The sequence below is a fragment of the Antrihabitans auranticaus genome, from assembly GCF_016481275.1.
In the GTDB taxonomy this organism is placed as follows: domain Bacteria; phylum Actinomycetota; class Actinomycetes; order Mycobacteriales; family Mycobacteriaceae; genus Antrihabitans.
This window is the reverse complement of sequence record NZ_JAEMNW010000001.1, coordinates 41382-64117: the sequence shown is the minus strand read 5'-3', so window position 1 is coordinate 64117 and position 22736 is coordinate 41382. Positions and strand designations below refer to the sequence as shown.

Here is a 22736-nt window from a genome sequence, read left to right as displayed (position 1 = left end):
AAAGGTCCGCGCACCTGGATGAGGTGCGCGGACCTTTGTAGTGACTGTTTACTCCGCGTCGAAGCCGCCTTCGACGAACATCTGGCGGACCTCGACGTAGCCCTCCCACTCGGGCCAGTGCTCTTTGTGCAGTTCGAGGAGCCAACGGGCGCCCTCGACTGCCTCCTCGTAGGAGTCGAGGTTCTGAATGACGTAACCGCCGACCAGTTCCTTCGCCTCGCTGTAGGGGCCGTCCAGGATCTTGCCGCCAGTGAGAGTCAGCTTGGTTCCGTGCTCACGCAGCGTCCCCATACCGCCGGCCTCGACGATCACGCCGTTCTTGACCGACTCCGCCATAGCCTTGCCCATTTCGTCCATCAAGGCCTGCGGCGGGTTGCCGAAGTCCTCGGTGCTTCGAACCCAGCTGATGTATCGCATCGCAATCTCCCCTTCGTGAATGAGCCGTGGTGTCGGCCTCACTGACGCGTCGAACGATACCCAGCTGTTTCGACAACGATCCGGAGATTCTTTGCGCTTATTTTGAGGCGGCCTCTTGGTCGGCGAGCTGACGGCGGACGTCGTCCATATCGAGGGCCTTCACCTGCGTGATGAGGTCCTCGAGCGCTGGGGCGGGAAGGGCGCCGGGCTGGGCAAAGACGAGTACGCCCTCACGGAACGCCATGATGGTCGGAATCGAGCGGATGTTCGCCGCCGACGCCAACCCTTGCTCGGCCTCGGTATCGACCTTGCCGTGCACGACGTCGGGGTGACTCTCCGACGACTTCTCGAACGTCGGCGCAAATTGGCGACACGGTCCGCACCAGCTCGCCCAGAAGTCGACGAGAACCACGTCGCTTCCGGTGATGGTCTCGTCGAAGTTCTCCTGGGTCAGAGTCTGTGTAGCCACTGCGATCCTTTCGCTCGTGTTTGTCTTTTCATCTAACGCTGCGGGTATTCCAAATCTTCCAGGGCTCACGTAATGGACCATTCGGCGCGTCGGTCGCCGTCCCAGCGGCGGAGGCCGACCGCCGTCGCCGCGATGTCGCGTTCGCGAAGAACCGCTCGGATCGCCTCGCCGAGTTGGTCCGGTTGCAGCCGGCGCGCGAGGGTGACGTGCGGCGTCCAATGTCCGGGCGACAGGTTGGCTGCGGTTCCGGGGCATTCGGCGAGCGCGTCGTGAACGCGGCGGTGCAACCCGAGCAGGTTGTCGGATGCGATGACCGATCGAACGAGCACCGGCCGCTTGCCACCGAAGACGGTGACAGCTCCTATGTCGATCGGAAAGGGTACGAAGTCGACCTCACGAAGTTGCTTCTCGATCCTGGGCCAGATCTCGCTCGCGACAGACAGCGTGACGTGCGGCCGGTGGTGTGGCTGCTGACTCGGCAATCCGGCGTCCGCGAGCATGCGCCATTGCCGTCGAATCGCGGCTTCGGCGGTGTCGTCGAGCAACAGCTCTACCGACTGAACCATGCTGGCATGGTACTGATGTGGCTGTGAATCCCTCGCGGCTCGGCCTGATCGAAGGCGACGGCATCGGTCATGAAATCGTTCCCGCCACGCAGCGTGTGGTCGACGAGGCAGTCGCTGCCGTCGGCGCTCTTGCGGTCGAGTGGGTGCCGCTTCTCATGGGGCACAAGGCGATCGATGCGCATGGCGCGCCGCTGTCTGACGAGACCTTGAACGCTCTCGACCAGGTCGACGGATGGATACTCGGACCGCACGACAGTGCTTCGTACTCCGCCGAGCACCGGATCGGTCCGCCGCCGGGTGGACTGATCCGGAAGCGGTTCGGGTTGTTCGCCAACATCCGCCCAGCGCGTGCCTTCGCCGGTGTGCGATCGGTGGCACACGATATGGACCTCGTGATCGTCCGCGAGAACAGCGAGGGGCTGTACGCCGACCGCAACATGTTCGCCGGATCGGGAGAGTTTCAGCCGACACCCGATGTCGCGATGTCGGTCGGCGTCGTCACGCGCCTGGCGTCGGAACGGATCGCGCACACAGCCTTTCGGCTTGCGCAGAGTCGGCGCAAGCACGTCACGATCGTGCACAAGGCCAACGTGCTACCGCTGACGACAGGATTGTTCCGCGACGCGTGCCGCGATGTGGGGCGCTCGTATCCGGACGTGAAGGTCACCGACGAGCACGTCGACGCGATGGCGGCCCACCTCGTTCGGTGTGGTTCCGATTTCGACGTGGTCGTGACCGAGAACCTCTTCGGCGACATCCTGTCGGACCTGGCGGGGGAGTTGAGCGGCTCGCTGGGTACCGCGGCGTCGCTGAACTGCTCCGAGACACAGGCCATGGCGCAAGCCGCGCACGGTGCCGCGCCGACCATCGCCGGCCGAAACCGGGCCAACCCGACAGCGCTGATTCTCTCCGCGGCCATGTTGCTGCGCTGGCTGGGCGAGCAACGGAAAGAGCCTGTGCTGGGACGCGCGGCAGGGCGAATCGAAGGTGCGGTGGCTGCGACATTCGAGGCGGGCACAGCCACCGCCGACCTTGGTGGCTTGGCGTCGACCAGTGAGTTCACCGAGCACGTGCTGGCGCGAGTCCGTCGACGATAGTGGCTTCGCAGAGGGTCAGCCGAGTGGGAGCAGAATTCCCTTCACTGTGGGATCCGTCGCAAGGAACTGCTGCACAGCGGGATCCTTGAACGCCTCGACGAGGGCTTTGATGTTGTCGGTTTCCGCCCAATCCGAACCGATGGTGAGTTGGCCTGCGAACTCGTCCGGTGCGGCCGGGGCGAAGATCTGCTTCTCGATCGGGATTTGCGCGGCGAGGTAGTACTCGGTGTAGCCGACTGCCGCATCGAGGTCCGGCAGGGCGCGCGACTGGGCACCGAAGTCCAGGAGCGTGAACTTCAGGTTCTTCGGATTCGCGACGATGTCGGCCTGGGTTGCGCTCCATTTGTCGACTGACGGATCGAGCGTGATCAGACCCGCTCGCTCGAGCAGCCACAGGCCCTGCGCCTCGTTCGCCGGATCCGAGTAGAGGGAGATCGTCCCGCCGTCCGGAATCTGGGAGACGTCGCTGTACTTGTCGGACCAGAGCCCGAAGCCCCAGCGGAAAACGGGCGTGGCGGCTTGTTCCTTGAAGTCCGGGTTGGACTCGAGCACCTGTGAGAGCCACAGCTTGTGCTGGTAGATCGTGCCCGCGACTTCGCCTTCACTGACAGCGCGGTTGATCGTGTTGCTGTCGGCGAGGCCCCGGAACTCGACCGTAATGCCGTACTTCGGGGCGACTTCCGCCGCGACGAAATTGATCAGTGCCTGCTCGGAGGCGTTCCCTTCGGCAGTGGCAATGACGAGTGTGGCGCCGTCGATTTCGTTCGCGGATTGTTTGTCGCCGAAGAACGCGAACTTGGCGCCGAATGCGGCGACGGCCAGAACGCCGACCGCCGCGAAGATCGGCCACTTCTTTCGTTTCTTCAGCTCGAAGCCGTGGTCGGCGTCGTTGGTCGTGCTCATGTGCTGCTCCTGATTCGGTGTATTCGCATTACCGGGCGAGCCGGAAACGCAGGTGTGGGGTGGTGAGCTTGACGGCGAGATCGCCGATCAGTTGAACGACCACCGCGGTGGCCACGAGGATGACGATGGTCGCGACCATGACGGTCTGATCGAAGCGCTGGTAGCCGTAAGTCACTGCGACGTAACCGATCCCACCCGCACCGATCGTTCCCGCAATGGCCGAGTATTCGATCATCGCGATGGTGTTGATCGTCAGGCCGCCGAGAATTGCCGGGACGGCCTCGCCCAGTTGGGCAGTGCGGATGATCTGGATGTTCGATCCGCCGGATGCGCGGGCGAGCTGCACGACCGACGGCGGTACCGAGCGCAGCGAGTTCTCGACAATCCGGGTGAAGAACGCGATCCCCGCGATCGACATCGGGACCACCGCAGCTGCGATGCCGATGTTCGTGCCGGTGACGAAGCGGGTGAACGGCACGATCGATGCCATCAAGATGAGGAACGGCAGCGACCGCCCGACGCTGATCAGCCAGCTCACCGGTGTGTGTATCGCGCGGTTCTCGAACAATCCGCCCGGCCCGAGGTTGTGCACGATCGCACCTAGCGGAATGCCTACCAAAACCACAACCGCCATGACAATTCCGACCATCGTCAAGGTGTCGAGAAACGCGGGAATCAGCAGTGCGGGAAGCTCTTCGACGGGTACCTTCGCCGCCAGAACCTGTGTCGCGCTCATCCGACTGCCGCCAATTCCCTCGTGCTGGGAGAGGTGCCGGCGCTGAGCCCGTACCGGGTCAGAAGGTCGGGCAGGGTGGCGCTCGCATGCGCTGGTACTCCGATCGTCGCACTACCGACGCTGACTCCGTCGACCAGTTGCACGGCCGCCCCGAGCAACGCCACCGGAACGCCGAGGTCTGCCGATATACGAGTGATCCAGTCGGCCGGAACGTTGGGCGAGTCGTAGGTGAGGTTCCATACGTCGTCGCCCGCCTGCGCAGCAGCGTCGCGGTGCCGCGGTCGCAATTCTGCGCCGAGGGCAGAACTCTGGTCGATCAAAAGGTCTGCGAGCCGACCGCTTTCGGTGATCCGGCCGTGCTCCAGCCTGGCGGCCGAGTCCGCAACCTGTAGGACGGTGTCCATCTCGTGGGTGATGAAGACGATGGCGAGGTCGAGGTCGTCACGAAGTTCCCGCAGCAGCGCCACCATCGACGACGTCGTCTGTGGATCGAGCCCGGACGTCGCTTCGTCGGACAGGAGCACAGAAGGTCGCAAAGCCAGTGCGCGAGCGATCCCGACTCGTTGCCGCTGGCCCCCGGAGAGTTGAAAGGGGTAGTGCCCGGCCCGATCCGAGAGGCCGACACGGTCGAGCAACTCGCCGACGCGGCGTTTCACTTCGGCGCTGGTGACGCCGAGATACTCCAGTGGCAGCGCGATGTTCTCCGCCGCAGTGCGGCGTTGCAGGACGCTGGACGCCTGAAAGACCGTGCCGATTCGGCGCCGCGCGACTCGCAGCTTCCGATCGCTGAGGTGCGTCAACTCTTCGCCGTTGACGATCACCGACCCACTGGTCGGGCGCTCGAGCAGATTGATGCATTGGGCGAGGGTGCTCTTGCCTGCGCCGCTCGGGCCCACGACGGCAAAGATCTCGCCGGCCCGGACCGTGAAGTCGATTCCGTCCAGCACGACTGCGCGGTGCTTGCCACGACCGAAGGCCTTGGTCACATTGCTTACTTCGATCACGCGGGCCAGGCTCCTAGTGCGGCGGTGATGGATTCGGAACACCAGGTGCCCGAACAGGTTCGAGGGATACCGCGACACTGTCAGCGACTGTCCCCGGATTCACGGGTTTGACTCGCTCTGAACCGAACGGCTGTCTGGTGCTGCTACTATTGTGATATCACTTCGATAGCAAGGAGAGCATGATGGAACGACAGGCATTTCGTGCCAACGGGTTCGTGGTCTTGTTGGTTTTGCTCGTTGTCGGCATCGCGGCGTTCGTGCCGGCAATCGCGTTGCGCAGCCCTCTTCTGCTGGTTGCGGCGATCGTCCTCGACGTGATCCTGCTGTTGCTCACGACCGGCTTCACGATCATCAACCCGAACGAATCTCGGGTGATTCAGTTCTTCGGCCGCTACATCGGGTCGGTCAGTGACGCAGGGTTCCAGTGGGTGGTTCCGCTGACAATGAAGCGGCGAATCACATTGCGAGTGCGCAACTTCGAGACTGCAAAGCTGAAAGTCAACGATGCCGACGGCAACCCCGTCGAGATCGCTGCGGTCGTCGTCTACAAAGTGGTCGACAGCGGGAAGGCCGCCTTCGCGGTCGACGACTACGAGGAGTACATCGCGATTCAGTCCGAGGCCGCCGTCCGGCATTTGGCGACGACGCACCCGTACGACTCGCACGAAGAAGGCAGAACCAGCTTGCGCGACGGCGCCGAAGTCGCGAGCGAGTTGACGACCGAACTCCGGGACCGGACCGACCTCGCCGGTGTCGAAGTTCTCGAGGCGCGGATCACGCACCTCGCATACGCGCCGGAAATCGCGCAAGCAATGCTCGTCCGGCAGCAGGCCGCTCAGGTGGTTGCCGCGCGAACCCGCATCGTCGAAGGTGCGGTCGGCATGGTCGGGCTCGCACTCGACAGACTGGCCGAGCAAGGCGTCGTCGAACTCGACGAAGACCGCAAGGCGACCATGGTGTCGAACCTGCTGGTCGTGCTCTGCGGCGACCGCGCGATACAGCCCGTCGTCAACACCGGCACGATCTATGGCTGAGCCGGAAAGTCATGCCTGAGCGTAAGAAGATTCTGCTGCGGCTCGATCCGGCCGTCCACGACGCTCTCGCGAAGTGGGCGGCCGACGACCTGCGCAGCGTCAACTCGCAAATCGAATACGCCCTGCGGTTGGCGCTGGACCAGGCCGGTCGAAAAGTGAAGTGAGGGAGGGACGGAACTATTTCTCCCGGAATCCGGGCGAAATGCTTCAGTCTCGTGCGATGCGCGTTGCGGACTGGCTCAATCGTCCAGGGGGTTCAGAATCCGGTCCAAGAACCGGCGCGTGCGTTCATGTTTCGGGTTGCCGATCACCTCGGCTGGCGGGCCCGTCTCGACGACCAGCCCTCCGTCGGTGAACAGCACCTGATCGGCAACTTGACGCGCGAACTGAAGTTCGTGCGTGACGACCACCAGGGTCCAACCGCTCGACGCGAGGTCTTTGATGACCTTCAGCACTTCGCCGACCAGTTCCGGGTCGAGGGCCGAAGTGGGTTCGTCGAAGAGGATCAGCTTCGGCCGTAGCGCCAAGGCGCGAGCGATGCCGACGCGTTGCTGCTGCCCGCCCGAAAGCTGACTCGGATACGCATCTTCCTTGTGTCCCAACCCGACTCGTTCGAGCAGTTCGCGTGCCTCTGCGTACACCTCGTCTTTCGGCCGCCGCTGCACGACGATCGGTCCTTCGGCGAGGTTCTCGATCGCCGTCTTGTGCGGAAAGAGATTGTGCGACTGAAAGACGAATGCGCTCTGCGCGCGATACTTCCCGAGCGCGGCCCTGCTGGGTTTGGTGGCGAAGTCGATCTCCACATCACCCACCCGGACGACGCCCCCGTCTGGAGCATCCAGCGCGTTGAGCGCACGCAGCAGCGTCGTCTTGCCCGAACCCGACGGCCCGATGATCGTGGTGACCGAACCGCGCGGCACCTTGATGTCGATACCGCGCAGCACCTTGTTGTCACCGAACGATTTCGTGATGCCGGTGGCTTCGATCAGCGGTCGGGCGTCGGCGCTCGTCACATGCTCGTTGCTCGTCATTTCGCGATGTACCTATCCAGTCGATGTTCGAGCTTGTCCTGGCCGAACGACAACACCAGGCAAATCACCCAGTAGTAGAGAGCGGCAGTGCCGTAGAGGGCGAAGAATTCGAAACTCGGTGCGGCGGCGATCTGGGCGGTTCGCAGAATCTCGGTGACGAGGATCGTCGACGCAAGGGACGTGTCCTTCACCAGTGAGATCAGGGTGTTCGACAACGGGGGAACAGCGGTCCGCAGTGCCTGGGGCAGGATGATCCGCTGCAGTGTCGTCCGATAGCCCATGCCGATGGTTTCGGCCGCCTCCCATTGCCCGCGCGGGACGCTGAGGATCGCGGCACGGATGATCTCTGCCGCGTAGCCGCCCACGTTGAGTGAGAACGCGACGACAGCCGCGGGGAACGGTTCGATCGTGATGCCGGCTTGGGGGAGTGCGAAGAAGATGATGAACAGCTGGACCAGCAGCGGAGTGCCACGAATCAACGAGATGTAGATCCGGGCCAGCCAGGACAGCGGCGCGATCGCCGAGAGACGCGCAAGCGCGACACCCAGTGCGATCACCAATCCGACAACGAAGCTGATCGCGGTAAGCGGGATCGTCCCTGTGAACGCCGATTTCGCCAACGGCCACAGCGTGTCCAGCACCAGTTTCGTTGTGCTGCGCGGACTCTTGGGCTCCGGATTGAAGTACTCGGCGCCGATTTCCTCGAGCGTGCCATCCGCTCGAATGTCTTCGATGGCTTTGTTGATCTCGGCGGTCAGGGGGCTGTTCTTGCGCAGCGCGAACGCCTGGGAACTCTGCTCCCCGACGACACCGACCGTCTTCAGGCCGCTGTCCGGATGTCCCGCCAGGTAGTTCAGCACGGCGAGGTTGTCGTTGATGATGAAGTCGATGCGGCCGTCCTTGAGGATCTGAACGGCCTCGGTGAAGCCCTCGACGTCCTCGACCTCGGCACCGGCCCCGCGTGCCGAATCGGCCCAGTTACTCGTCGATGTCTGGCCCGCGACCTTGCCCCGCAGATCTTCGACGCCCTTGATTCGGTCGTCGTCGGCGCGGACGACGATGACGCCGTCGGTCTGCACGTAGGGCTCGGTCAGGTCGTATCGCGCCTTGCGGTCTTCGTTGATCGAGACCTGATTCGCGACGACGTCGAAGCGGTCGGCCTCGAGGTTGTTGAAGATCGACCGCCACGGGCTTTCCACGAACTCGACTCGCCGATCCAGCTTTTCGGCGATCGCTTCGATGACCTCGACGTCGTAGCCGGTCAGTTCGCCGGTCTCGGGATCGTGATAGCTGAATGGTGCATAGGTGCCCTCGGTGCCCACACGCAGGACGTTGGAGTCCGAATCGTCGGGCCCGCCGCAACCACTCAGGAATGCAGTCGCAAGTAGGAACGCAAGGACCGCCAGGACGTGGAACCTTCGCATTCCGCGAACCCTAGATGTGATGGTCCGCAGAAAGAACTGTTTCGCTCAACAGGTTTGCTATATCGGTGCCCGCTCTGAACAAAGCGCTGTTGATCGTCGATCCCTCCATACGCACTTCGACCATAGGCTTGAACCATGAGTATGGAACAGATTCTCGAGGAGGTCCGCTCGCTGGAAGGGGTGCTTGTCCTGGCGCCGGCCGCCGGAAGCTCCGCTCCGGAGATCGCGTGGGGTGACTACTTCTTCTATTACGCACCGGACGGAGAAGTCCCGGCGAACATGCAGCCGTTCGCGACCATCGTCACCAAGAACTATCCCGGTGACACGCAGTCCGATCTGGACCCAGATGGCCGGTGGCGAGTGAACATCAACGTCGGCCGCGCGAGATTGGCAGAGCTGACCACAGGCGGCGACTTCGCCGAAGCCGACGTTATGCGGCCGCATCCCGTCTATGCAGCGGCCGGTTGGCTCGCGGTGGTTGTACCGGCTGATCGGACATCGGCGACAGTCGCCGACCTCCTGCGCTCCGCATACGACACTCAGCGTCGACGCGTGGTCGGCCGCAGCGGGGATCGATAAGGCAGCTCGGCGACGAAGATCGCCGTTCCCGGAAACAGTTCGCCGCGCAGTGGGCTCCATTGGCCCCATTCGCGGTCGAGCCATTCGGGCCAGTCCGGTTCGACGATGTCGACAACGACGAAGCCGGCCGCGACGAGTTCACGGACCCGATCACCGACGGTTCTGTGGTGCTCGACGTAGGTCGGCGTGCCCTCGGCATCTACTTCTACATAGGGGCTGCGATCGAAGTACGAGATGGTGGCTGTCAACCCTGCTTCGCCCGGATCGTCGGGGAAGATCCAGCGCATCGGGTGGTTCACCGAGAACACCCAGCGCCCGCCCGGGCGCAGCACCCGGGCGACCTCGCGCATGACCCGCGCCGAATCCGCGACGAAGGGGACGGCGCCGAAGGCCGAGCAGGCCAGGTCGAAGGACTCGTCGGCAAACGGCAGCGACTCGGCTCCGGCTTGGACCAGCGGTACCCGTGGGCCATGCTGCATCGCTTCACGTCCCCTGGCCAGCATCCCCATGGACAGATCGAGCCCGACGGGGTGCGCCCCCGACGCCGCCAACCAGCGCGAACAGGGCGCTGAACCGCACCCGATCTCGAGGATCCGCTTGCCGACGATCTCACCGAGCAAGTGCACATCGCCCTCGTGCAGGCCTTCCGGGCACCAGACGAACTCGCCGTGTTCGGAGTCGACACCGAGAAAATCGCCATGGGTCCGGTGGTAGTCGGTCGCGTCGGCGTCCCACCAGACGCGGCTTGCGCGCTCGCTCGACTTCGAGTCGATCTTGGTGCGGCTCACGCCGACCGCGCCCAACGCGGAGAGCGCGTCAGCGTGGCGTTCGCGGGTTTTCTCGTCGATCGGCTCGTTCGGCACGCGAATACAGTAGGCCTCCGGTGGCGCGCCCGGTTTGCCCCGCTCATATCGAGGCGCGTAACCTGTGAGCCGCGAGTGTCTTTGTGCTGCGCTGGTTCAGAAATGGCCAGTTCAGGTGCAACGACGTTCGTGTCCGACCGAACGCCCACCAACCTACCTACAATCCGTCCGGAGCAACTCAACACATGCCCTCATCCACCGTCACCTCGCCGCAGGTAGCCGTCAACGACATCGGCTCCGCCGAGGACTTCCTCGCCGCCATCGACGCAACGATCAAGTACTTCAACGATGGCGACATCGTCGAAGGCACCATCGTCAAGGTCGACCGCGACGAGGTTCTGCTCGACATCGGTTACAAGACTGAAGGTGTAATTCCTTCTCGAGAACTTTCCATCAAGCACGACGTCGACCCCAACGAGGTCGTTTCCGTGGGCGATCTGATCGAGGCCCTCGTTCTCACCAAAGAGGACAAAGAAGGCCGTCTGATCCTCTCGAAGAAGCGTGCACAGTACGAGCGCGCGTGGGGCACCATCGAGGAGCTCAAGGAGAAGGACGAGGCCGTCAAGGGCACCGTCATCGAGGTCGTCAAGGGTGGTCTCATCCTCGACATCGGTCTCCGTGGCTTCCTTCCCGCCTCGCTCGTCGAGATGCGTCGTGTCCGTGACCTCCAGCCGTACGTCGGCAAGGAGATCGAGGCCAAGATCATCGAGCTCGACAAGAATCGCAACAACGTGGTCCTGTCGCGTCGCGCATGGTTGGAGCAGACCCAGTCCGAGGTCCGCAGCGAGTTCCTGCACCAGCTCCAGAAGGGACAGGTCCGCAAGGGCGTCGTCTCCTCGATCGTCAACTTCGGTGCGTTCGTCGATCTCGGCGGCGTCGACGGTCTGGTCCACGTTTCCGAGCTGTCTTGGAAGCACATAGACCATCCGTCCGAGGTTGTCGAGGTCGGCAACGAGGTCACCGTCGAGGTTCTCGACGTCGACCTGGACCGCGAGCGTGTCTCGCTGTCGCTCAAGGCGACGCAGGAAGATCCGTGGCGTCAGTTCGCCCGGACCCACGCGATCGGCCAGATCGTCCCGGGCAAGGTCACCAAGCTCGTTCCGTTCGGTGCGTTCGTTCGGGTCGAAGAGGGCATCGAGGGCCTCGTGCACATCTCCGAGCTGGCCGAGCGCCACGTGGAGGTCCCGGACCAGGTCGTCGGCGTTGGCGACGATGCGATGGTCAAGGTCATCGACATCGACCTCGAGCGTCGCCGCATCTCGCTGAGCCTCAAGCAGGCCAACGAGGACTACCACGCCGAGTTCGATCCGTCGAAGTACGGCATGGCGGACAGCTACGACGAGGCCGGCAACTACATCTTCCCCGAGGGCTTCGACTCCGAGACCAACGACTGGATCGAAGGCTTCGACAAGCAGCGTGAAGAGTGGGAAGGCCGGTACGCCGAGGCCGAGCGTCGCCACAAGATGCACACCGCTCAGATGGAGAAGATGGCTGCCGACGAGGCCGCCGAAGCTGCCCAGGCAGCAGCCGGTTACTCCTCGGAGACCGGTTCCGCCGAAGGTGGCGCAGCTGCCACCTCGTCGGCTCCTGAGTCGGCCGGCGGCTCGCTTGCCAGCGACGCACAGCTCGCTGCACTGCGCGAGAAGCTGTCGGGCAACGCCTGATAGCTGCTAGAACCTGAAGGCCCCGATCCGGAAACGGATCGGGGCCTTTGTCTTTGGGCTGACACTGGTTGGGTCTCGGACACGCCAGCCGGGAGCGACGCGGAGGGCAATTCGGCACAGCGGAGGACAATTCAGCACTGTGGACAAATACGGCCCAGCCCCTAGTGGGACTGGGCCATGTTCGGCATCGCTCTAGTTCAGCTGGCTGTCGCGGGCACCCAGTAGTTCGATGCGGACACGCTGCGCTTGCGCATTCCTGCGAAGCTGTGGCGAGCGGGGTTGATGAGCGACGTGAACCAGTTGCGACGATGCTCCGCGAGGGCGTCGGCCACCGCAGGGATCATGATGCAATGCACGCCGTTAGGCATGCCCAGGCGGTGCCGACCGTCCTGGTGTCTATTGCTTCGCATGGTTTTCCTTTGTTAGTGAACGGTTGGCCTGGCTCGCCACGTGCAACATAACCGACACGCTGGGAAACCAGGTGTATTTGGGACTGGTGTGCTAGCGGCGTGTCGTAATGAGAGACTGAATGCGTGTTGAGAATTGGCTTGACGGGTGGCATGGGCGCCGGGAAATCGACCGTTTCGAAAGTGCTGTCGCGCTGTGGCGCAGTAATAGTCGATTCGGATCTTATTGCCCGCGAGGTTGTGGAACCTGGAACGCCGGGGCTGGCGGCAGTGGTCGACGCATTCGGTACCGAGGTTCTGCAGGACGACGGCAGCCTGAATCGACCTGCGTTGGCAGCAAAGGCTTTCGGTGACGAGGAATCCCGGAAAAAGCTCAACTCGATAGTGCATCCATTGGTGGGCAAGCGAACCGCGGAACTGATCAACTCCGCGCCCGCCGACGGCATTGTCGTGCAGGATATTCCGTTGCTCGTAGAGAACGGTTTGGCTCCGTTGTTCAATCTTGTTGTCGTCGTTCATGTCGACGCCGAGGAACGGGTCCAGCGGTTGGCGCAATCGCGTGGTGTTCCCGAAGCGGATGCGCGGGCGCGGATCAGCGCGCAGGCGACAGATGAGCAGCGCCGCGCCGTGGCCGACGTGTGGCTCGACAACAGTGGACCGGAAGGGTCGATCGACGGCGAGGTCGAGTCGTTGTGGGAGGACCGGTTGGTGCCCTTCGCCCGAAACATTCAGTCCGGATCGGTGGTTCGGACGATGCCGGCGCTGGTACCGGCCGACCCGGAGTGGCCTTCTCAGGCGCAGCGTCTGATCGCGCGCCTGCGGGTTTTGTGTGGCGGTACCGCTTCGCGCATCGACCACGTCGGGTCTACCGCGGTTGCGGGATTACCAGCGAAAGATGTGCTGGATATTCAGGTGACCGTTGCGGACCTCGCCGCTGCGGACGCGTTGGCGGAACCGCTTGCGAGCGGCGGCTTTCCGAGAATCGAAAAGATAATGGGCGACAGCCCGAAACCCGCCGACGACGACCCTGCCATATGGGCAAAGCGAATTCATGGTGGCGCCGACCCCGGTCGGCCGGTGAATATTCATGTGCGCGTAGATGGTTGGCCAAATCAACGGTTCGCTCTCGTATTCCGTGATTGGTTGCGTGCGGAGCCCGCCGTTCGCGACGAGTACCTCGAAGTGAAACGAGCCGCAGCCGCTGCCGCACGGAAATTCCCGGATTACTCGTCGGCGATCGACGCATATGTCGAAGCGAAAGAACCGTGGTTCGATTCCGCATACGTTCGCGCTCTCACATGGGCTGACAGCGAGAACGGAACACCGTGACTCCTTCAGCCGCACGCCGGCTCGGGAGTCGCACCAGGACTCGCCGAGCGACACGCCGTCTCTGCCCCGAAAGGGGGTGCGGCTGAGCAGAAGCCGCGGCCGACAACGCCACCGGATCCGCCGTCCGCGTCGAGCGGCCTGATGTAACTGAGTACTGCCGCTGGTACCGCGCCAACGCGAGTACGCCGACGACGACCGGTCCCGCTAGGGTTGCCGAATGTCTGATCGAATCATCGTCGAAGTTGTCGACGGAATCGCGTACGCAACTCTGAATCGCGCCGACAAGCTCAATGCCCTGGATCTGCCGATGCTGCAGGCTTTGGCGTCGACGCCGGGTGAAATTGCGAAGGACAAATCGATCCGCGCGGTCATCCTGCAGGGCGCGGGAACGTCGTTCTGCTCGGGACTGGATTTTGCGTCGGTCGGCAAGGACCAGATGGGCCAGATCAAAGGCTTCGCGAAGCTACCTGTCCAGACCACCAACACTTTCCAAAAGGCGTGCTGGGGCTGGCGCGAGCTGCCTGTGCCGGTGATCGCCGTCGTCCGCGGGCACTGTTTCGGTGGCGGGATGCAACTCGCGTTGGCTGCGGATTTCAGGTTCACGACGCCCGACACCGAGTTCTCGATCATGGAGGGCAAGTGGGGGTTGATTCCGGACATGACCGGTTCGGTGACCCTGCGCGAACTCGTGCCGATGGATGTCGCCAAACGCCTGACGATGACCGCGGAGATATTCGACGGCGCGCGTGCCAAGCGGTACGGACTCGTCACGGACGTGTCTTCGGACCCGCTTGCCGGTGCTACCGAGCTCGCACACCAGATCGTGGCGAAGTCGCCCGATGCCATTGCGGCGACCAAGAAGCTGTTCCACGAGACGTGGACCGAATCTCCGCGGGCGGCGTTCTGGACCGAAAGTCAGCTGCAGCTGAAGTTGATCCTCGGCAAGAACCACAAGATCGCCCGTGCGGCCGCGGCTGCTAAGGAGCTCCCGAAGTGGGTTGCGCGATCGATGTAGCCCAGGTGACGTGCATTCCGTGCGAGGCCAGCCAACTGTCGAGGTTGTGACCGTGGCTGGCGATGCCGTCGACGGCTGCGACTGCGAGTTCGATCGCCTTGTGGGTATCGGCGGTGCTGATCAGGCCCGCCGCTCGGGCTTCGATCAGCTCGTCCACGTCCAGTAGTTCGATGTCGCGACCGGTCCGCACAACCAGATCGAGGTAGTGGTCGACCGCCTTCCAGACGGTGGCACCGGTGGTGAATTCGCCGATGTCGACGTAATAGTCCTGATCACGGCGATGCTCGGGCTTGTAGTGAAAGATCGACACTCGGACGCCGAGGGCCGGAATCAGCCAGGACTCGAGGTAGTGGAACGCGTGGTGGTCGCTGTGTCGGGCCATGTACAGGCCCCACGGCTCGACTCGATACCGCTCGACCTCACGGACGAAGCCCTTCGGGTCGGTGTTCGTTCCGTTTTCGACGTCGAAGAATTCGACCTTCGGTCTGTGCACGGGTACCACGACTCCCGAAGCTACAGGGCGGCCGTCGTTTTGTCGGCGGGAATGAACCTGTCGGTGGGTCCGCCTACGCTGTTCTGTATGGCGTTTGCTACCGAATACCCGATCGCACACTCCGAGCACAGGCCGGTCGGCGACCTCATAGAGCGCACCGGCGGTGAGTTCACGGTCGTCAGCGACCATCAGCCTGCCGGCGACCAGCCGCAGGCCATCGCGGAGCTCGAGCGGCGCATCACGTCCGGCGAAAAGGACGTCGTCCTGATGGGCGCGACCGGCACAGGCAAGTCCGCAACGACGGCCTGGTTGATCGAGAAGCTGCAACGCCCGACCTTGGTGATGGCGCCGAACAAGACGCTCGCCGCGCAGCTCGCGAACGAGCTGCGAGAGATGTTGCCGCACAACGCAGTCGAGTACTTCGTCTCCTACTACGACTACTACCAGCCCGAGGCGTACATCGCGCAGACCGATACCTACATCGAGAAGGACAGCTCGGTCAACGACGACGTCGAGCGCCTCCGGCACTCGGCGACCTCGAGTCTGCTGTCACGCCGCGATGTCGTGGTGGTCGCCTCGGTGTCCTGCATCTACGGTCTGGGCACTCCGCAGTCCTACCTGGACAGGTCGGTGCAGCTCGAGGTCGGAGCGAACATCGACCGGGACGCACTGCTGCGGCTGCTGGTCGACGTTCAATACACGCGCAACGACCTGTCGTTCGTGCGTGGTTCGTTTCGTGTCCGTGGGGACACGGTCGAGATCATCCCGTCCTACGAGGAACTGGCGGTCCGGATCGAGTTCTTCGGCGACGAGATCGAGGCGCTGTACTACCTTCATCCGCTCACAGGCGATGTGGTTCGCCAGGTGCAGGCGTTGCGGATCTTCCCCGCTACCCACTACGTGGCAGGGCCCGAGCGCATGGAACGGGCGGTTCGGGACATCGAGACCGAGTTGACCGAGCGCCTGGCCGAGTTGGAGAAGCAGGGCAAACTCCTCGAAGCGCAGCGGTTGCGAATGCGGACCCAGTACGACCTGGAGATGATCCGGCAAGTCGGGTTCTGCTCGGGAATCGAGAACTATTCCCGGCACATCGACGGCAGGTCGGCAGGGTCGGCACCTGCCACGCTCATCGATTACTTCCCCGAAGACTTTTTGCTCGTGATCGACGAGTCACACGTGACGGTTCCGCAGATCGGCGGCATGTACGAGGGCGATATGTCGCGCAAGCGCAACCTCGTCGAGTTCGGTTTCCGTCTGCCGTCGGCGGTCGACAACCGGCCGCTCACCTGGGAAGAGTTCGCCAACCGCATCGGTCAGGTCGTGTACCTGTCGGCGACTCCAGGCAATTACGAGATGGGGCAGGCCGGTGGCGAGTTCGTCGAGCAGGTCATTCGGCCGACCGGACTCATCGATCCGAAGGTCGTGGTCAAACCGACGAAGGGTCAGATCGACGATCTGATTCACGAGATCAGGCAGCGCGCTGACAAGGACGAGCGAATCTTGGTCACGACGCTGACCAAGAAGATGGCCGAGGACCTCACCGATTACCTCCTGCAACTGGGTATTCGGGTCCGCTACCTGCATTCGGAGATCGACACGCTTCGCCGTGTCGAACTGCTTAGGCAATTGCGGCTGGGGGAGTACGACGTTCTGATCGGCATCAACCTGCTCCGCGAGGGCCTCGACCTCCCCGAGGTCTCCCTGGTCGCAATTCTCGACGCTGACAAGGAAGGGTTCCTGCGAAGCAGCACGAGCTTGATCCAGACGATCGGTCGCGCGGCTCGCAACGTTTCCGGTGAGGTCCACATGTATGCGGACAAGATCACCGACTCGATGGCGATCGCTATCGAGGAAACGGACCGCCGCCGCGAAAAGCAGGTTGCCTACAACAAGGCGATGGGTGTCGATCCGCAGCCGCTGCGGAAGAAGATCGCGGACATTCTCGATCAGGTCTACGAGGAAGCCGAGGATACCGATGTCGCGATCGGTGGTTCGGGACGCAATGCGAGCCGTGGTCGCCGTGCACAGGGCGAGCCCGGCCGCGCGGTCAGTGCGGGTGTGTTCGAGGGCCGAGACGTGAAGTCGATGCCGCGCTCCGAACTGGCCGACCTCGTCAAGTCACTGACCGATCAGATGATGAATGCTGCCCGCGATCTGCAGTTCGAGCTTGCCGGCCGGCTACGAGACGAAATTCAGGACCTCAAGAAAGAGCTACGCGGGATGGACGCAGCCGGGCTGAAGTAGGTCAGTTCGCCGCGAGGACGACGAGCGCAAGACGCACCACGCGATTGGTTGCTTCCTCGCGGGGCAGCGTCGGTGCGAAAGCGTGCGCTGCGCAAATACGGGCGATCGCATCGCCGAACACGATCGCATCGCTATCCGGAATGCCGGGGCGGACCGCTTGGAACATCGACGCCAGCCGCGTCGTCGCACGCTCGTTGGTGACCTTGATGATTCCGGTCAACTCTTCTGGCGTCGAACCGCCGGATAGAACGGTCTGCACAAGCGGCTCGTCGACGATGTCGAAGAACAGCGAGATCGCCGTGTGCAGCCCGGCTTCGAGGTCGTCGCTCGAGCGAATGTTGGCGTCGATCTCGTCGAGAATCGAGTCGAGCCGCCGCAAGATGTACGCCTCGGCAATCGATTGTCGTGAGCCGAACTCCTTGTACACGGTCTGTCGGCTCACGCCGGCCACGCGGGCGACCGTGGCGACACTTGTCGCTGCCCAGCCCTTGGCTTGGACGAGTTCGTCGACAGCCGTCAGGACCGACTCGCGGAGTAGGTTTCGGGCCGCGTCCGCATACGGAATTCGGGGCATAGCGTTGCCGATCATCGAGTGGAACCTTCGCAGTCAGCCACGCGCGACACCGAGCAGCGTGGATCAGGGACTCAGCTTAGTGGACGCTACGCGTGCGTAGGTTCGCGCGCGCAGAGTCGCAGCTAGCTGGTGATGTCCTTCCGGGAGAAGTGAATCCACGCAAGTAGGCCGAACACCGCGGCGTAGGCCACCGACGAGAACGACCCGATCACGACGTCGTGCCAGTCGATGGTCGGCGCGAACGCACGGGTCCACGCAAAACCGAAATGACCTGGAAGCAAATTTCGGAGCTGTCCGAGTGCAGTGATCTGATCGAGGATCTCGACGAGAATCGCAACCATCACAGTCCCGCCGACTGCGCCGAGCGGCGCATCGGTCCAGACCGACAACAACAAGGCCAGTCCCGCAATCCACATCAGGCTGACGACGACGTAACCGAGTGCGATGGCAAGCCGACCGATCGCCGAGCCGAACGCCATCGAATCGCCGAAAGGCGTCACGAGCGGTTCGACCCCGTACAGGGCCGAACCGAGTGCGAGCGCGACAAGCACCAGAACTGCGATCGCGACGATCGACAGCACAGCGGAAACCGCTGCCTTCTGCAGCAGCAACCGCGAGCGCGGTATCGGAATCGTCAACAAATATCGCAAGCTGGACCACGAAGCCTCGCTCGCGATCGAATCGCCGAAGAACAGGGCGACCACGACGATCAGCAGAAATCCGACAGACATCAGGAGACAGAACACGGTGAAGTTGATGCCGCCCTGCGTAGCGAGCTCGATCAGCCCGCCGGCACCCGACTCCCCGTTTCCGCCGCCCAACGCGAAGGCTGCAGCCAGTATTCCGGGCAGTATTGCGAGGAACCCGATGGCAAGCTGCGTGCGCCGCCGCCGGATCTGGCGAGCAAGCTCGACCCTCATCGACAACGTCCGTGTGGGTCTGAAGCCGGGCGCACGACCATCGGGATGCGTTGTCGCCATGGCAGATTCGGTCATCGCGCCAGATCCTTCTCGGGCTCGCGGGTCGCTCTCGGATCGTGTACGAGGGCGAGGAACACATCTTCGAGTTTCGTCGAAGATGCCACGCTGCTGACGGCAACACCGGCGTCGACCAACCTGCGGACCACGTCGGCGGGCGCGACCTTGCCCAGGTCGATCCGAAGCTTCGGGCTGTCGCCGTCGGTGGCGATCACGGTGCCCAGACCGGCAACGTCGGCAAGCGCGTCGGCTGCGCGGGCTGCGTCGTCGACGCGAATCTCCGTCGGCCCGCCCGCGGACACGAGGTCACGGACCGAGCCCGCGCTGATCACCTTTCCTTGGTTCATCACCACAACGTGTGTGCAGGTCTGCTCGACCTCCGCGAGAAGGTGACTCGAGACCACGACGGTCCTGCCGCCGCCGGCGTACTCGGTGAGGACATCCCGCATCGTGCGGATCTGCGGGGGATCGAGCCCGTTGGTTGGCTCGTCGAGAATCAGCAGATCAGGCAGGCCGAGCATCGCCTGCGCGATCGCAAGTCGCTGTTTCATGCCGTGGCTGTAGGAGCGGACTTTGCGTTCGATCGCGCTACCGAGGTCGGCAATGCGAATGACTTCGTCGAATGCGGCATCCTCGTGGGGCCGTCCCGTGGTGCGCCAGAACAGCTTCAGGTTGTCGATGCCGGACAGATGCGGCAACAAACCCGGCCCCTCGACGAATGCGCCCAACCGCGACAACACCGGTGCGCCGGGAGTGACCTTGTGGCCGAACACGCGGACCTCGCCACCCTGCGGTTTGATCAAGCCCAGCACCATGCGCAGCGTTGTCGTCTTTCCTGCGCCATTAGGGCCGAGCAAGCCGAGAACCTGACCGTGCTCGACCACGAAGCTCACACCGTCCACCGCCCGGAAGCCGTTTGAATACGTCTTCGTCAACGCCGACACCACGAGAGGCGTGTCGGCCAACGCCGGATCGGCGTCGGCTGTTCCGCGCATCCTGGAACGGACGATCGCACCGACGATCAATACCCCGAGCGCGCCTGCGATTCCCGCGATGCCGAAAAGCGGCGCGAGCGGTACCGACCTCGCGGCCGTCGCGCCCTCGACGGTCGGCACGAGCAACTGAGCACCGACGAGGTCGACGCTGAAGACTGCGGGATTGAGGGGAACCGCATAGGCCTGGTCGGTCGTGCCGACAACGATCTCGATGTGATGGCCCTCCAGCACCCGATACGCGATTGCGGGCAGCGTCACCCGGACGTCTACGGGGGAGCCGTCGGGCGAATCCGGCAGGCGAACTGCCGATACCGCGCCGCCCGGTAGCATTCGGCGGCCCTCGTTGCTGACGTCGTAGAGCTTTGCGAACAAGACGGACTCGCCCGGCGCGGCAAAGGCATGGACGCGCAGGTCGACGATCGCCGATCCGACGATTGCCAGCGGTCCGGCGAGCGCCTTCGTCGAGAACATCGCGGATTGACCGGGTGGGTCGCGGCCGATCACGTCGAGGCCGGCGACCGTAAGGGCGGACGACAACGCCGATCCGACACCCGGCACGCTGGACACCGTTCCGGGAGTTGCGCCAGGCGGTCGCACGATCGTTTGCGGACTCGCGGTCGGCGAGTTCAATTCCAGGCTCGTGCGCGGCGTCGCCGCGTTTCCACCGAGTCCCGGGTAGTCGGCTGCACTCATCCGCCTACTCGGTATCTGGCCCTCCTCGTTGGGTGGGCCCTGCAATGCGTAATTGAAAGGGGCAGAGCCAGGGTCGTCGTCGCGCAGCGTGTTCCCCAGCCAGGCGCGAATCGTGGAATCCGCTCGTGCCGCATCGCCGTCGTGACCGCCGTTGAACCACCGAACCTCGACGGGTGCGCCGCCGGCAGCGATCTCCCGCGCATTGGCGTCGGCCTGGTCGAGTCCGAACAAGGTGTCGCGTTCGCCCTGGATGAGCAAGGTCGGTGCGGTGATGTTGCGGACGTAGGGCGCGGGCGAATGGTTCCGCATGAGGTCGAGAAGTTCGGGCGTCGGCGAACCTGTGATTCCGGACTGGGCATACGCCTGACAGACCGATTCGGCGAACCGCCCGCACAGGTCGCCGGTGAGGCCGGTCGAGGGCCGGGTCCCCACGGGTTCGGCGCCCACACCGAAGAAGATCCCGGCCCACGCACGTTTGAGCACGCCCGGTCCGGTGTAGACCGGCGCTGTCGGCGTCGGTGGGGTCGCGGGCTTACTACCGCCCGCGAGCACCTGGGCGTAGTTCGGGAACAGGGCCTGTCCCAGGTCGTTCCATGTCACCGCGGCTGCGATCGAGTCGATTCGTGGATCCGTACCGCCGAGCATCAGCGCAAGCGCGCCGCCGTAGGAAGCTCCCGCGACGCCGACGTGCGGATCGCCGGGGCCGTCCTGATCGACGTCGCTACGACCCGCGAGAAACGTGACCAGTTCCCGTGCGTCCGCCACCTCGTGCTCGGGATCGTTGATGTAGATCGATCCTGTGCTCTTGCCGAAACCGCGTGCGCTGTAGGCGAGCACGACGAAGCCGTCGCGCGCCAGTTGGCGTGCCTGTCCGGCGATCGAGTCCTTGCTGCCACCGAATCCGTGCGCCAGCAGAACAGCTGGCGCGGGTGTGGTCGCGGGAAAGTAGAGCTCGGCGTCGATGGCGACCGTACCCGGCTCACCAGGGCCCGCGGGGACCGTGACCGTGACATCCTCTGTCGCAACGCTGATTCGGGTGTCCCGGTCGAGGTAGAAGAAGCCCGAGACGACGACGAGAGCGAGCACGGCGACGATGATCGCGGGCCGCAGAAGATTTCGCCGCCCGGCCTCGAGCGGCCGCGAGATACGCATCTCTCCAACGTATGCGAGATCGCGAAAATTGGCCGCCGGAGTCGATCTTGACCGTCACACGCGACCTTGTGGAGTGTGTTTGGCCGCAATTGCGCTTCTGGCGCCGCAGATGCGGATAGGGTCAGCGAAAGTACCAGCGATGAACCATGCTCGAAGGCTGAACGTCACCCCTGGAGGATTTGAATGAGCGCGTACCGGACCATTGTCGTCGGGACTGATGGTTCCGATTCTTCGTACAAGGCCGTCGAAAAAGCTGCATCGCTAGCAAGTGACGAGGGCGCAAAGCTCGTCATCGCGTGCGCGTACTTCCCGACCGACGACCGTGATCTCGGCGCTGCTGCGGACGTCCTCAAGGACGAGGCCTACCAGGTCCGCGGATCGGCTCCGACCAGCGAAATTCTGCGTACCGCCCGCGAGAAGGCGCACGCCGCCGGCGCGAACGAGATCATCGAGAAGTCTGTGGTCGGCGCTCCCGTGGAGTCGCTGCTCTCGTTGGTCAACGAGGTCGATGCCGACCTGCTGGTCATCGGTAACCGCGGCCTGAACTCGCTGACCGGCCGGCTGCTCGGTTCGGTGCCGTCGGACGTTGCCCGCAAGTCGCGGTCCGATGTTCTGATCGTGCACACGGTTCGCTGATCGGATCGAAACCTGCCTGCGAGGGCGTCAGCAGAACGTAGCTTTCGCCTTCGTCAGGTACAGCGCCGCGATCTCGTCGCCGGTCAGCTGGCCATTCGTGAGCGTCGCCGTGTAGGCGGCCAGCTGCCCGAGTTTTGCGAGGATCTCCGAATCCGGCGTCCCCGCGGCAAGTTGGTCGCAAATTCCCTGTGCGACAACCAATACGGTTGAATCGGACTGCCGGTCCGGCACACCCGCGGCAGTGAGCGCGGCCTTGAATTCCCGGGCCCGCGGTGCCATCGGCTGTTCGGTCGTCTCCGCTGCGATGTCCGATAGCGCGGCCTGCCGCAGCTCAGGTGTCGGCTGCTCGACCTCCTGCGAGCCGCAACCGGCGGCCACGAGCGCAATCAAACCTAGTGCCGACAGACTGCGCTTAGCGTGTGGCACGGTGTCGG

Annotated in this window: 24 protein-coding genes; 9 read left to right on the top strand and 15 right to left on the bottom strand. The window is 63.7% G+C overall.

Annotated features, from left to right (window positions below; genetic code table 11):
- Positions 1–48 precede the first annotated feature (48 nt).
- The 3 genes from JGU72_RS00315 to JGU72_RS00305 all read right to left on the bottom strand — a co-directional run bounded on the left by JGU72_RS00315 (position 49) and on the right by JGU72_RS00305 (position 1452).
- Positions 49–417, bottom strand: coding sequence for a YciI family protein (locus JGU72_RS00315; protein WP_199681784.1), 369 nt, complete (start codon positions 415–417; stop codon positions 49–51).
- Between the two features lie 97 nt (positions 418–514).
- Positions 515–886, bottom strand: coding sequence for a thioredoxin (gene trxA / locus JGU72_RS00310; RefSeq protein WP_199681783.1), 372 nt, complete (start codon positions 884–886; stop codon positions 515–517).
- Positions 887–951: 65 nt separating this feature from the next.
- On the bottom strand, positions 952–1452 hold the full coding sequence (locus JGU72_RS00305; protein ID WP_199681782.1) for a 2'-5' RNA ligase family protein: 501 nt from the start codon (positions 1450–1452) through the stop codon (positions 952–954).
- Positions 1453–1475: 23 nt separating this feature from the next.
- Here JGU72_RS00305 and JGU72_RS00300 point away from each other — a divergent pair, with 23 nt between their 5' ends.
- Positions 1476–2549: an isocitrate/isopropylmalate dehydrogenase family protein gene (locus JGU72_RS00300; protein ID WP_199683099.1), complete on the top strand. Its 1074-nt coding sequence runs from the start codon at positions 1476–1478 to the stop codon at positions 2547–2549.
- Between the two features lie 15 nt (positions 2550–2564).
- Here JGU72_RS00300 and JGU72_RS00295 read toward each other — a convergent pair whose 3' ends face one another.
- From JGU72_RS00295 to JGU72_RS00285, 3 genes are read right to left on the bottom strand one after another with little or no spacing between them, the layout of a single operon-like run.
- Entirely contained in the window at positions 2565–3452 is an 888-nt protein-coding gene (locus tag JGU72_RS00295) for a MetQ/NlpA family ABC transporter substrate-binding protein (RefSeq protein WP_199681781.1), read from the bottom strand.
- Between the two features lie 28 nt (positions 3453–3480).
- A complete protein-coding gene (locus JGU72_RS00290) occupies positions 3481–4188 on the bottom strand; it encodes a methionine ABC transporter permease (protein WP_199681780.1) in 708 nt (235 codons plus the stop codon).
- Entirely contained in the window at positions 4185–5192 is a 1008-nt protein-coding gene (locus JGU72_RS00285) for a methionine ABC transporter ATP-binding protein (RefSeq protein WP_199681779.1), read from the bottom strand. The genes JGU72_RS00290 and JGU72_RS00285 overlap by 4 nt, the downstream gene beginning before the upstream one ends.
- Before the next feature lie 179 nt (positions 5193–5371).
- Here JGU72_RS00285 and JGU72_RS00280 point away from each other — a divergent pair, with 179 nt between their 5' ends.
- The gene (locus JGU72_RS00280; RefSeq protein WP_199681778.1) at positions 5372–6226 is read left to right on the top strand and encodes an SPFH domain-containing protein; all 855 of its coding nucleotides are present in this window, start codon (positions 5372–5374) and stop codon (positions 6224–6226) included.
- An 11-nt stretch (positions 6227–6237) separates the two neighbouring features.
- Entirely contained in the window at positions 6238–6390 is a 153-nt protein-coding gene (locus JGU72_RS00275) for a type II toxin-antitoxin system antitoxin (protein ID WP_199681777.1), read from the top strand.
- A gap of 75 nt (positions 6391–6465) precedes the next feature.
- Here the strand turns inward: JGU72_RS00275 and JGU72_RS00270 are convergent, their stop codons facing one another.
- Both JGU72_RS00270 and JGU72_RS00265 read right to left on the bottom strand, forming a co-directional pair.
- Positions 6466–7257: an amino acid ABC transporter ATP-binding protein gene (locus JGU72_RS00270; RefSeq protein WP_307828245.1), complete on the bottom strand. Its 792-nt coding sequence runs from the start codon at positions 7255–7257 to the stop codon at positions 6466–6468.
- Positions 7254–8681, bottom strand: a complete 1428-nt coding sequence (locus JGU72_RS00265; RefSeq protein WP_199681776.1) for an ABC transporter substrate-binding protein/permease — start codon at positions 8679–8681, stop codon at positions 7254–7256. Before JGU72_RS00265 ends, JGU72_RS00270 begins: the two co-directional genes overlap by 4 nt.
- A 135-nt stretch (positions 8682–8816) precedes the next feature.
- On the opposite strand from JGU72_RS00265, the gene JGU72_RS00260 reads away from it, so the two are divergent.
- A complete protein-coding gene (locus tag JGU72_RS00260; RefSeq protein ID WP_199681775.1) occupies positions 8817–9260 on the top strand; it encodes a DUF6194 family protein in 444 nt (147 codons plus the stop codon).
- On the opposite strand, the gene JGU72_RS00255 is transcribed toward JGU72_RS00260, so the two are convergent.
- Complete coding sequence (locus JGU72_RS00255; RefSeq protein ID WP_307828244.1) at positions 9221–10123, bottom strand: class I SAM-dependent methyltransferase; 903 nt, start codon at positions 10121–10123, stop codon at positions 9221–9223. The two genes, JGU72_RS00260 and JGU72_RS00255, sit on opposite strands and share 40 nt — an antisense overlap.
- A 185-nt stretch (positions 10124–10308) precedes the next feature.
- On the opposite strand from JGU72_RS00255, the gene rpsA reads away from it, so the two are divergent.
- Complete coding sequence (gene rpsA, locus JGU72_RS00250; RefSeq protein ID WP_199681774.1) at positions 10309–11787, top strand: 30S ribosomal protein S1; 1479 nt, start codon at positions 10309–10311, stop codon at positions 11785–11787.
- A gap of 197 nt (positions 11788–11984) precedes the next feature.
- On the opposite strand, the gene JGU72_RS00245 is transcribed toward rpsA, so the two are convergent.
- Complete coding sequence (locus tag JGU72_RS00245; RefSeq protein WP_199681773.1) at positions 11985–12197, bottom strand: hypothetical protein; 213 nt, start codon at positions 12195–12197, stop codon at positions 11985–11987.
- Positions 12198–12320: 123 nt separating this feature from the next.
- On the opposite strand from JGU72_RS00245, the gene coaE reads away from it, so the two are divergent.
- Positions 12321–13523 (top strand): dephospho-CoA kinase, encoded by a 1203-nt coding sequence (coaE, locus tag JGU72_RS00240; protein ID WP_199681772.1) that lies wholly within the window; start codon positions 12321–12323, stop codon positions 13521–13523.
- Between the two features lie 217 nt (positions 13524–13740).
- Positions 13741–14538 carry a crotonase/enoyl-CoA hydratase family protein gene (locus tag JGU72_RS00235; RefSeq protein WP_199681771.1) on the top strand — a complete coding sequence of 266 codons (798 nt, stop codon included), beginning with the start codon at positions 13741–13743 and terminating at the stop codon, positions 14536–14538.
- Here the strand turns inward: JGU72_RS00235 and JGU72_RS00230 are convergent.
- Positions 14501–15040: a ribonuclease FAU-1 family protein gene (locus JGU72_RS00230; protein WP_307828243.1), complete on the bottom strand. Its 540-nt coding sequence runs from the start codon at positions 15038–15040 to the stop codon at positions 14501–14503. The genes JGU72_RS00235 and JGU72_RS00230 overlap by 38 nt on opposite strands.
- 78 nt (positions 15041–15118) lie before the next feature.
- On the opposite strand from JGU72_RS00230, the gene uvrB reads away from it, so the two are divergent.
- On the top strand, positions 15119–17275 hold the full coding sequence (gene uvrB / locus JGU72_RS00225; RefSeq protein ID WP_199681769.1) for an excinuclease ABC subunit UvrB: 2157 nt from the start codon (positions 15119–15121) through the stop codon (positions 17273–17275).
- Between the two features lies 1 nt (position 17276).
- Here uvrB and JGU72_RS00220 read toward each other — a convergent pair whose 3' ends face one another.
- From JGU72_RS00220 to JGU72_RS00210, 3 genes are all read right to left on the bottom strand, one after another.
- Positions 17277–17864, bottom strand: coding sequence for a TetR/AcrR family transcriptional regulator (locus JGU72_RS00220; RefSeq protein WP_199681768.1), 588 nt, complete (start codon positions 17862–17864; stop codon positions 17277–17279).
- Positions 17865–17971: 107 nt separating this feature from the next.
- Positions 17972–18844 carry an ABC transporter permease gene (locus JGU72_RS00215; RefSeq protein ID WP_199681767.1) on the bottom strand — a complete coding sequence of 291 codons (873 nt, stop codon included), beginning with the start codon at positions 18842–18844 and terminating at the stop codon, positions 17972–17974.
- Positions 18841–21666 carry an alpha/beta fold hydrolase gene (locus tag JGU72_RS00210; protein ID WP_199681766.1) on the bottom strand — a complete coding sequence of 942 codons (2826 nt, stop codon included), beginning with the start codon at positions 21664–21666 and terminating at the stop codon, positions 18841–18843. The genes JGU72_RS00215 and JGU72_RS00210 overlap by 4 nt, the downstream gene beginning before the upstream one ends.
- 183 nt (positions 21667–21849) lie before the next feature.
- Between JGU72_RS00210 and JGU72_RS00205 the strand changes: the two genes are divergently transcribed.
- Positions 21850–22302: a universal stress protein gene (locus JGU72_RS00205; protein ID WP_199681765.1), complete on the top strand. Its 453-nt coding sequence runs from the start codon at positions 21850–21852 to the stop codon at positions 22300–22302.
- Positions 22303–22329: 27 nt separating this feature from the next.
- Here JGU72_RS00205 and JGU72_RS31170 read toward each other — a convergent pair whose 3' ends face one another.
- The gene (locus JGU72_RS31170; RefSeq protein WP_307828242.1) at positions 22330–22728 is read right to left on the bottom strand and encodes a DUF732 domain-containing protein; all 399 of its coding nucleotides are present in this window, start codon (positions 22726–22728) and stop codon (positions 22330–22332) included.
- Positions 22729–22736: the final 8 nt, after the last annotated feature.

Coding starts and splice junctions, on each gene's coding strand:
- JGU72_RS00205 (WP_199681765.1), top strand. CDS start 21,850: ATGAGCGCGTACCGGACCATTGTCGTCGGGACTGATGGTTCCGATTCT.
- JGU72_RS00260 (WP_199681775.1), top strand. CDS start 8,817: ATGAGTATGGAACAGATTCTCGAGGAGGTCCGCTCGCTGGAAGGGGTG.
- JGU72_RS00290 (WP_199681780.1), bottom strand. CDS start 4,188: ATGAGCGCGACACAGGTTCTGGCGGCGAAGGTACCCGTCGAAGAGCTT.
- JGU72_RS00235 (WP_199681771.1), top strand. CDS start 13,741: ATGTCTGATCGAATCATCGTCGAAGTTGTCGACGGAATCGCGTACGCA.
- JGU72_RS00315 (WP_199681784.1), bottom strand. CDS start 417: ATGCGATACATCAGCTGGGTTCGAAGCACCGAGGACTTCGGCAACCCG.
- JGU72_RS00270 (WP_307828245.1), bottom strand. CDS start 7,257: ATGACGAGCAACGAGCATGTGACGAGCGCCGACGCCCGACCGCTGATC.
- JGU72_RS00265 (WP_199681776.1), bottom strand. CDS start 8,681: ATGCGAAGGTTCCACGTCCTGGCGGTCCTTGCGTTCCTACTTGCGACT.
- JGU72_RS00220 (WP_199681768.1), bottom strand. CDS start 17,864: ATGATCGGCAACGCTATGCCCCGAATTCCGTATGCGGACGCGGCCCGA.
- JGU72_RS00275 (WP_199681777.1), top strand. CDS start 6,238: ATGCCTGAGCGTAAGAAGATTCTGCTGCGGCTCGATCCGGCCGTCCAC.
- uvrB (WP_199681769.1), top strand. CDS start 15,119: ATGGCGTTTGCTACCGAATACCCGATCGCACACTCCGAGCACAGGCCG.
- JGU72_RS00305 (WP_199681782.1), bottom strand. CDS start 1,452: ATGGTTCAGTCGGTAGAGCTGTTGCTCGACGACACCGCCGAAGCCGCG.
- JGU72_RS00295 (WP_199681781.1), bottom strand. CDS start 3,452: ATGAGCACGACCAACGACGCCGACCACGGCTTCGAGCTGAAGAAACGA.
- rpsA (WP_199681774.1), top strand. CDS start 10,309: ATGCCCTCATCCACCGTCACCTCGCCGCAGGTAGCCGTCAACGACATC.
- JGU72_RS00280 (WP_199681778.1), top strand. CDS start 5,372: ATGATGGAACGACAGGCATTTCGTGCCAACGGGTTCGTGGTCTTGTTG.
- JGU72_RS00210 (WP_199681766.1), bottom strand. CDS start 21,666: ATGCGTATCTCGCGGCCGCTCGAGGCCGGGCGGCGAAATCTTCTGCGG.
- JGU72_RS00215 (WP_199681767.1), bottom strand. CDS start 18,844: ATGACCGAATCTGCCATGGCGACAACGCATCCCGATGGTCGTGCGCCC.
- JGU72_RS00245 (WP_199681773.1), bottom strand. CDS start 12,197: ATGCGAAGCAATAGACACCAGGACGGTCGGCACCGCCTGGGCATGCCT.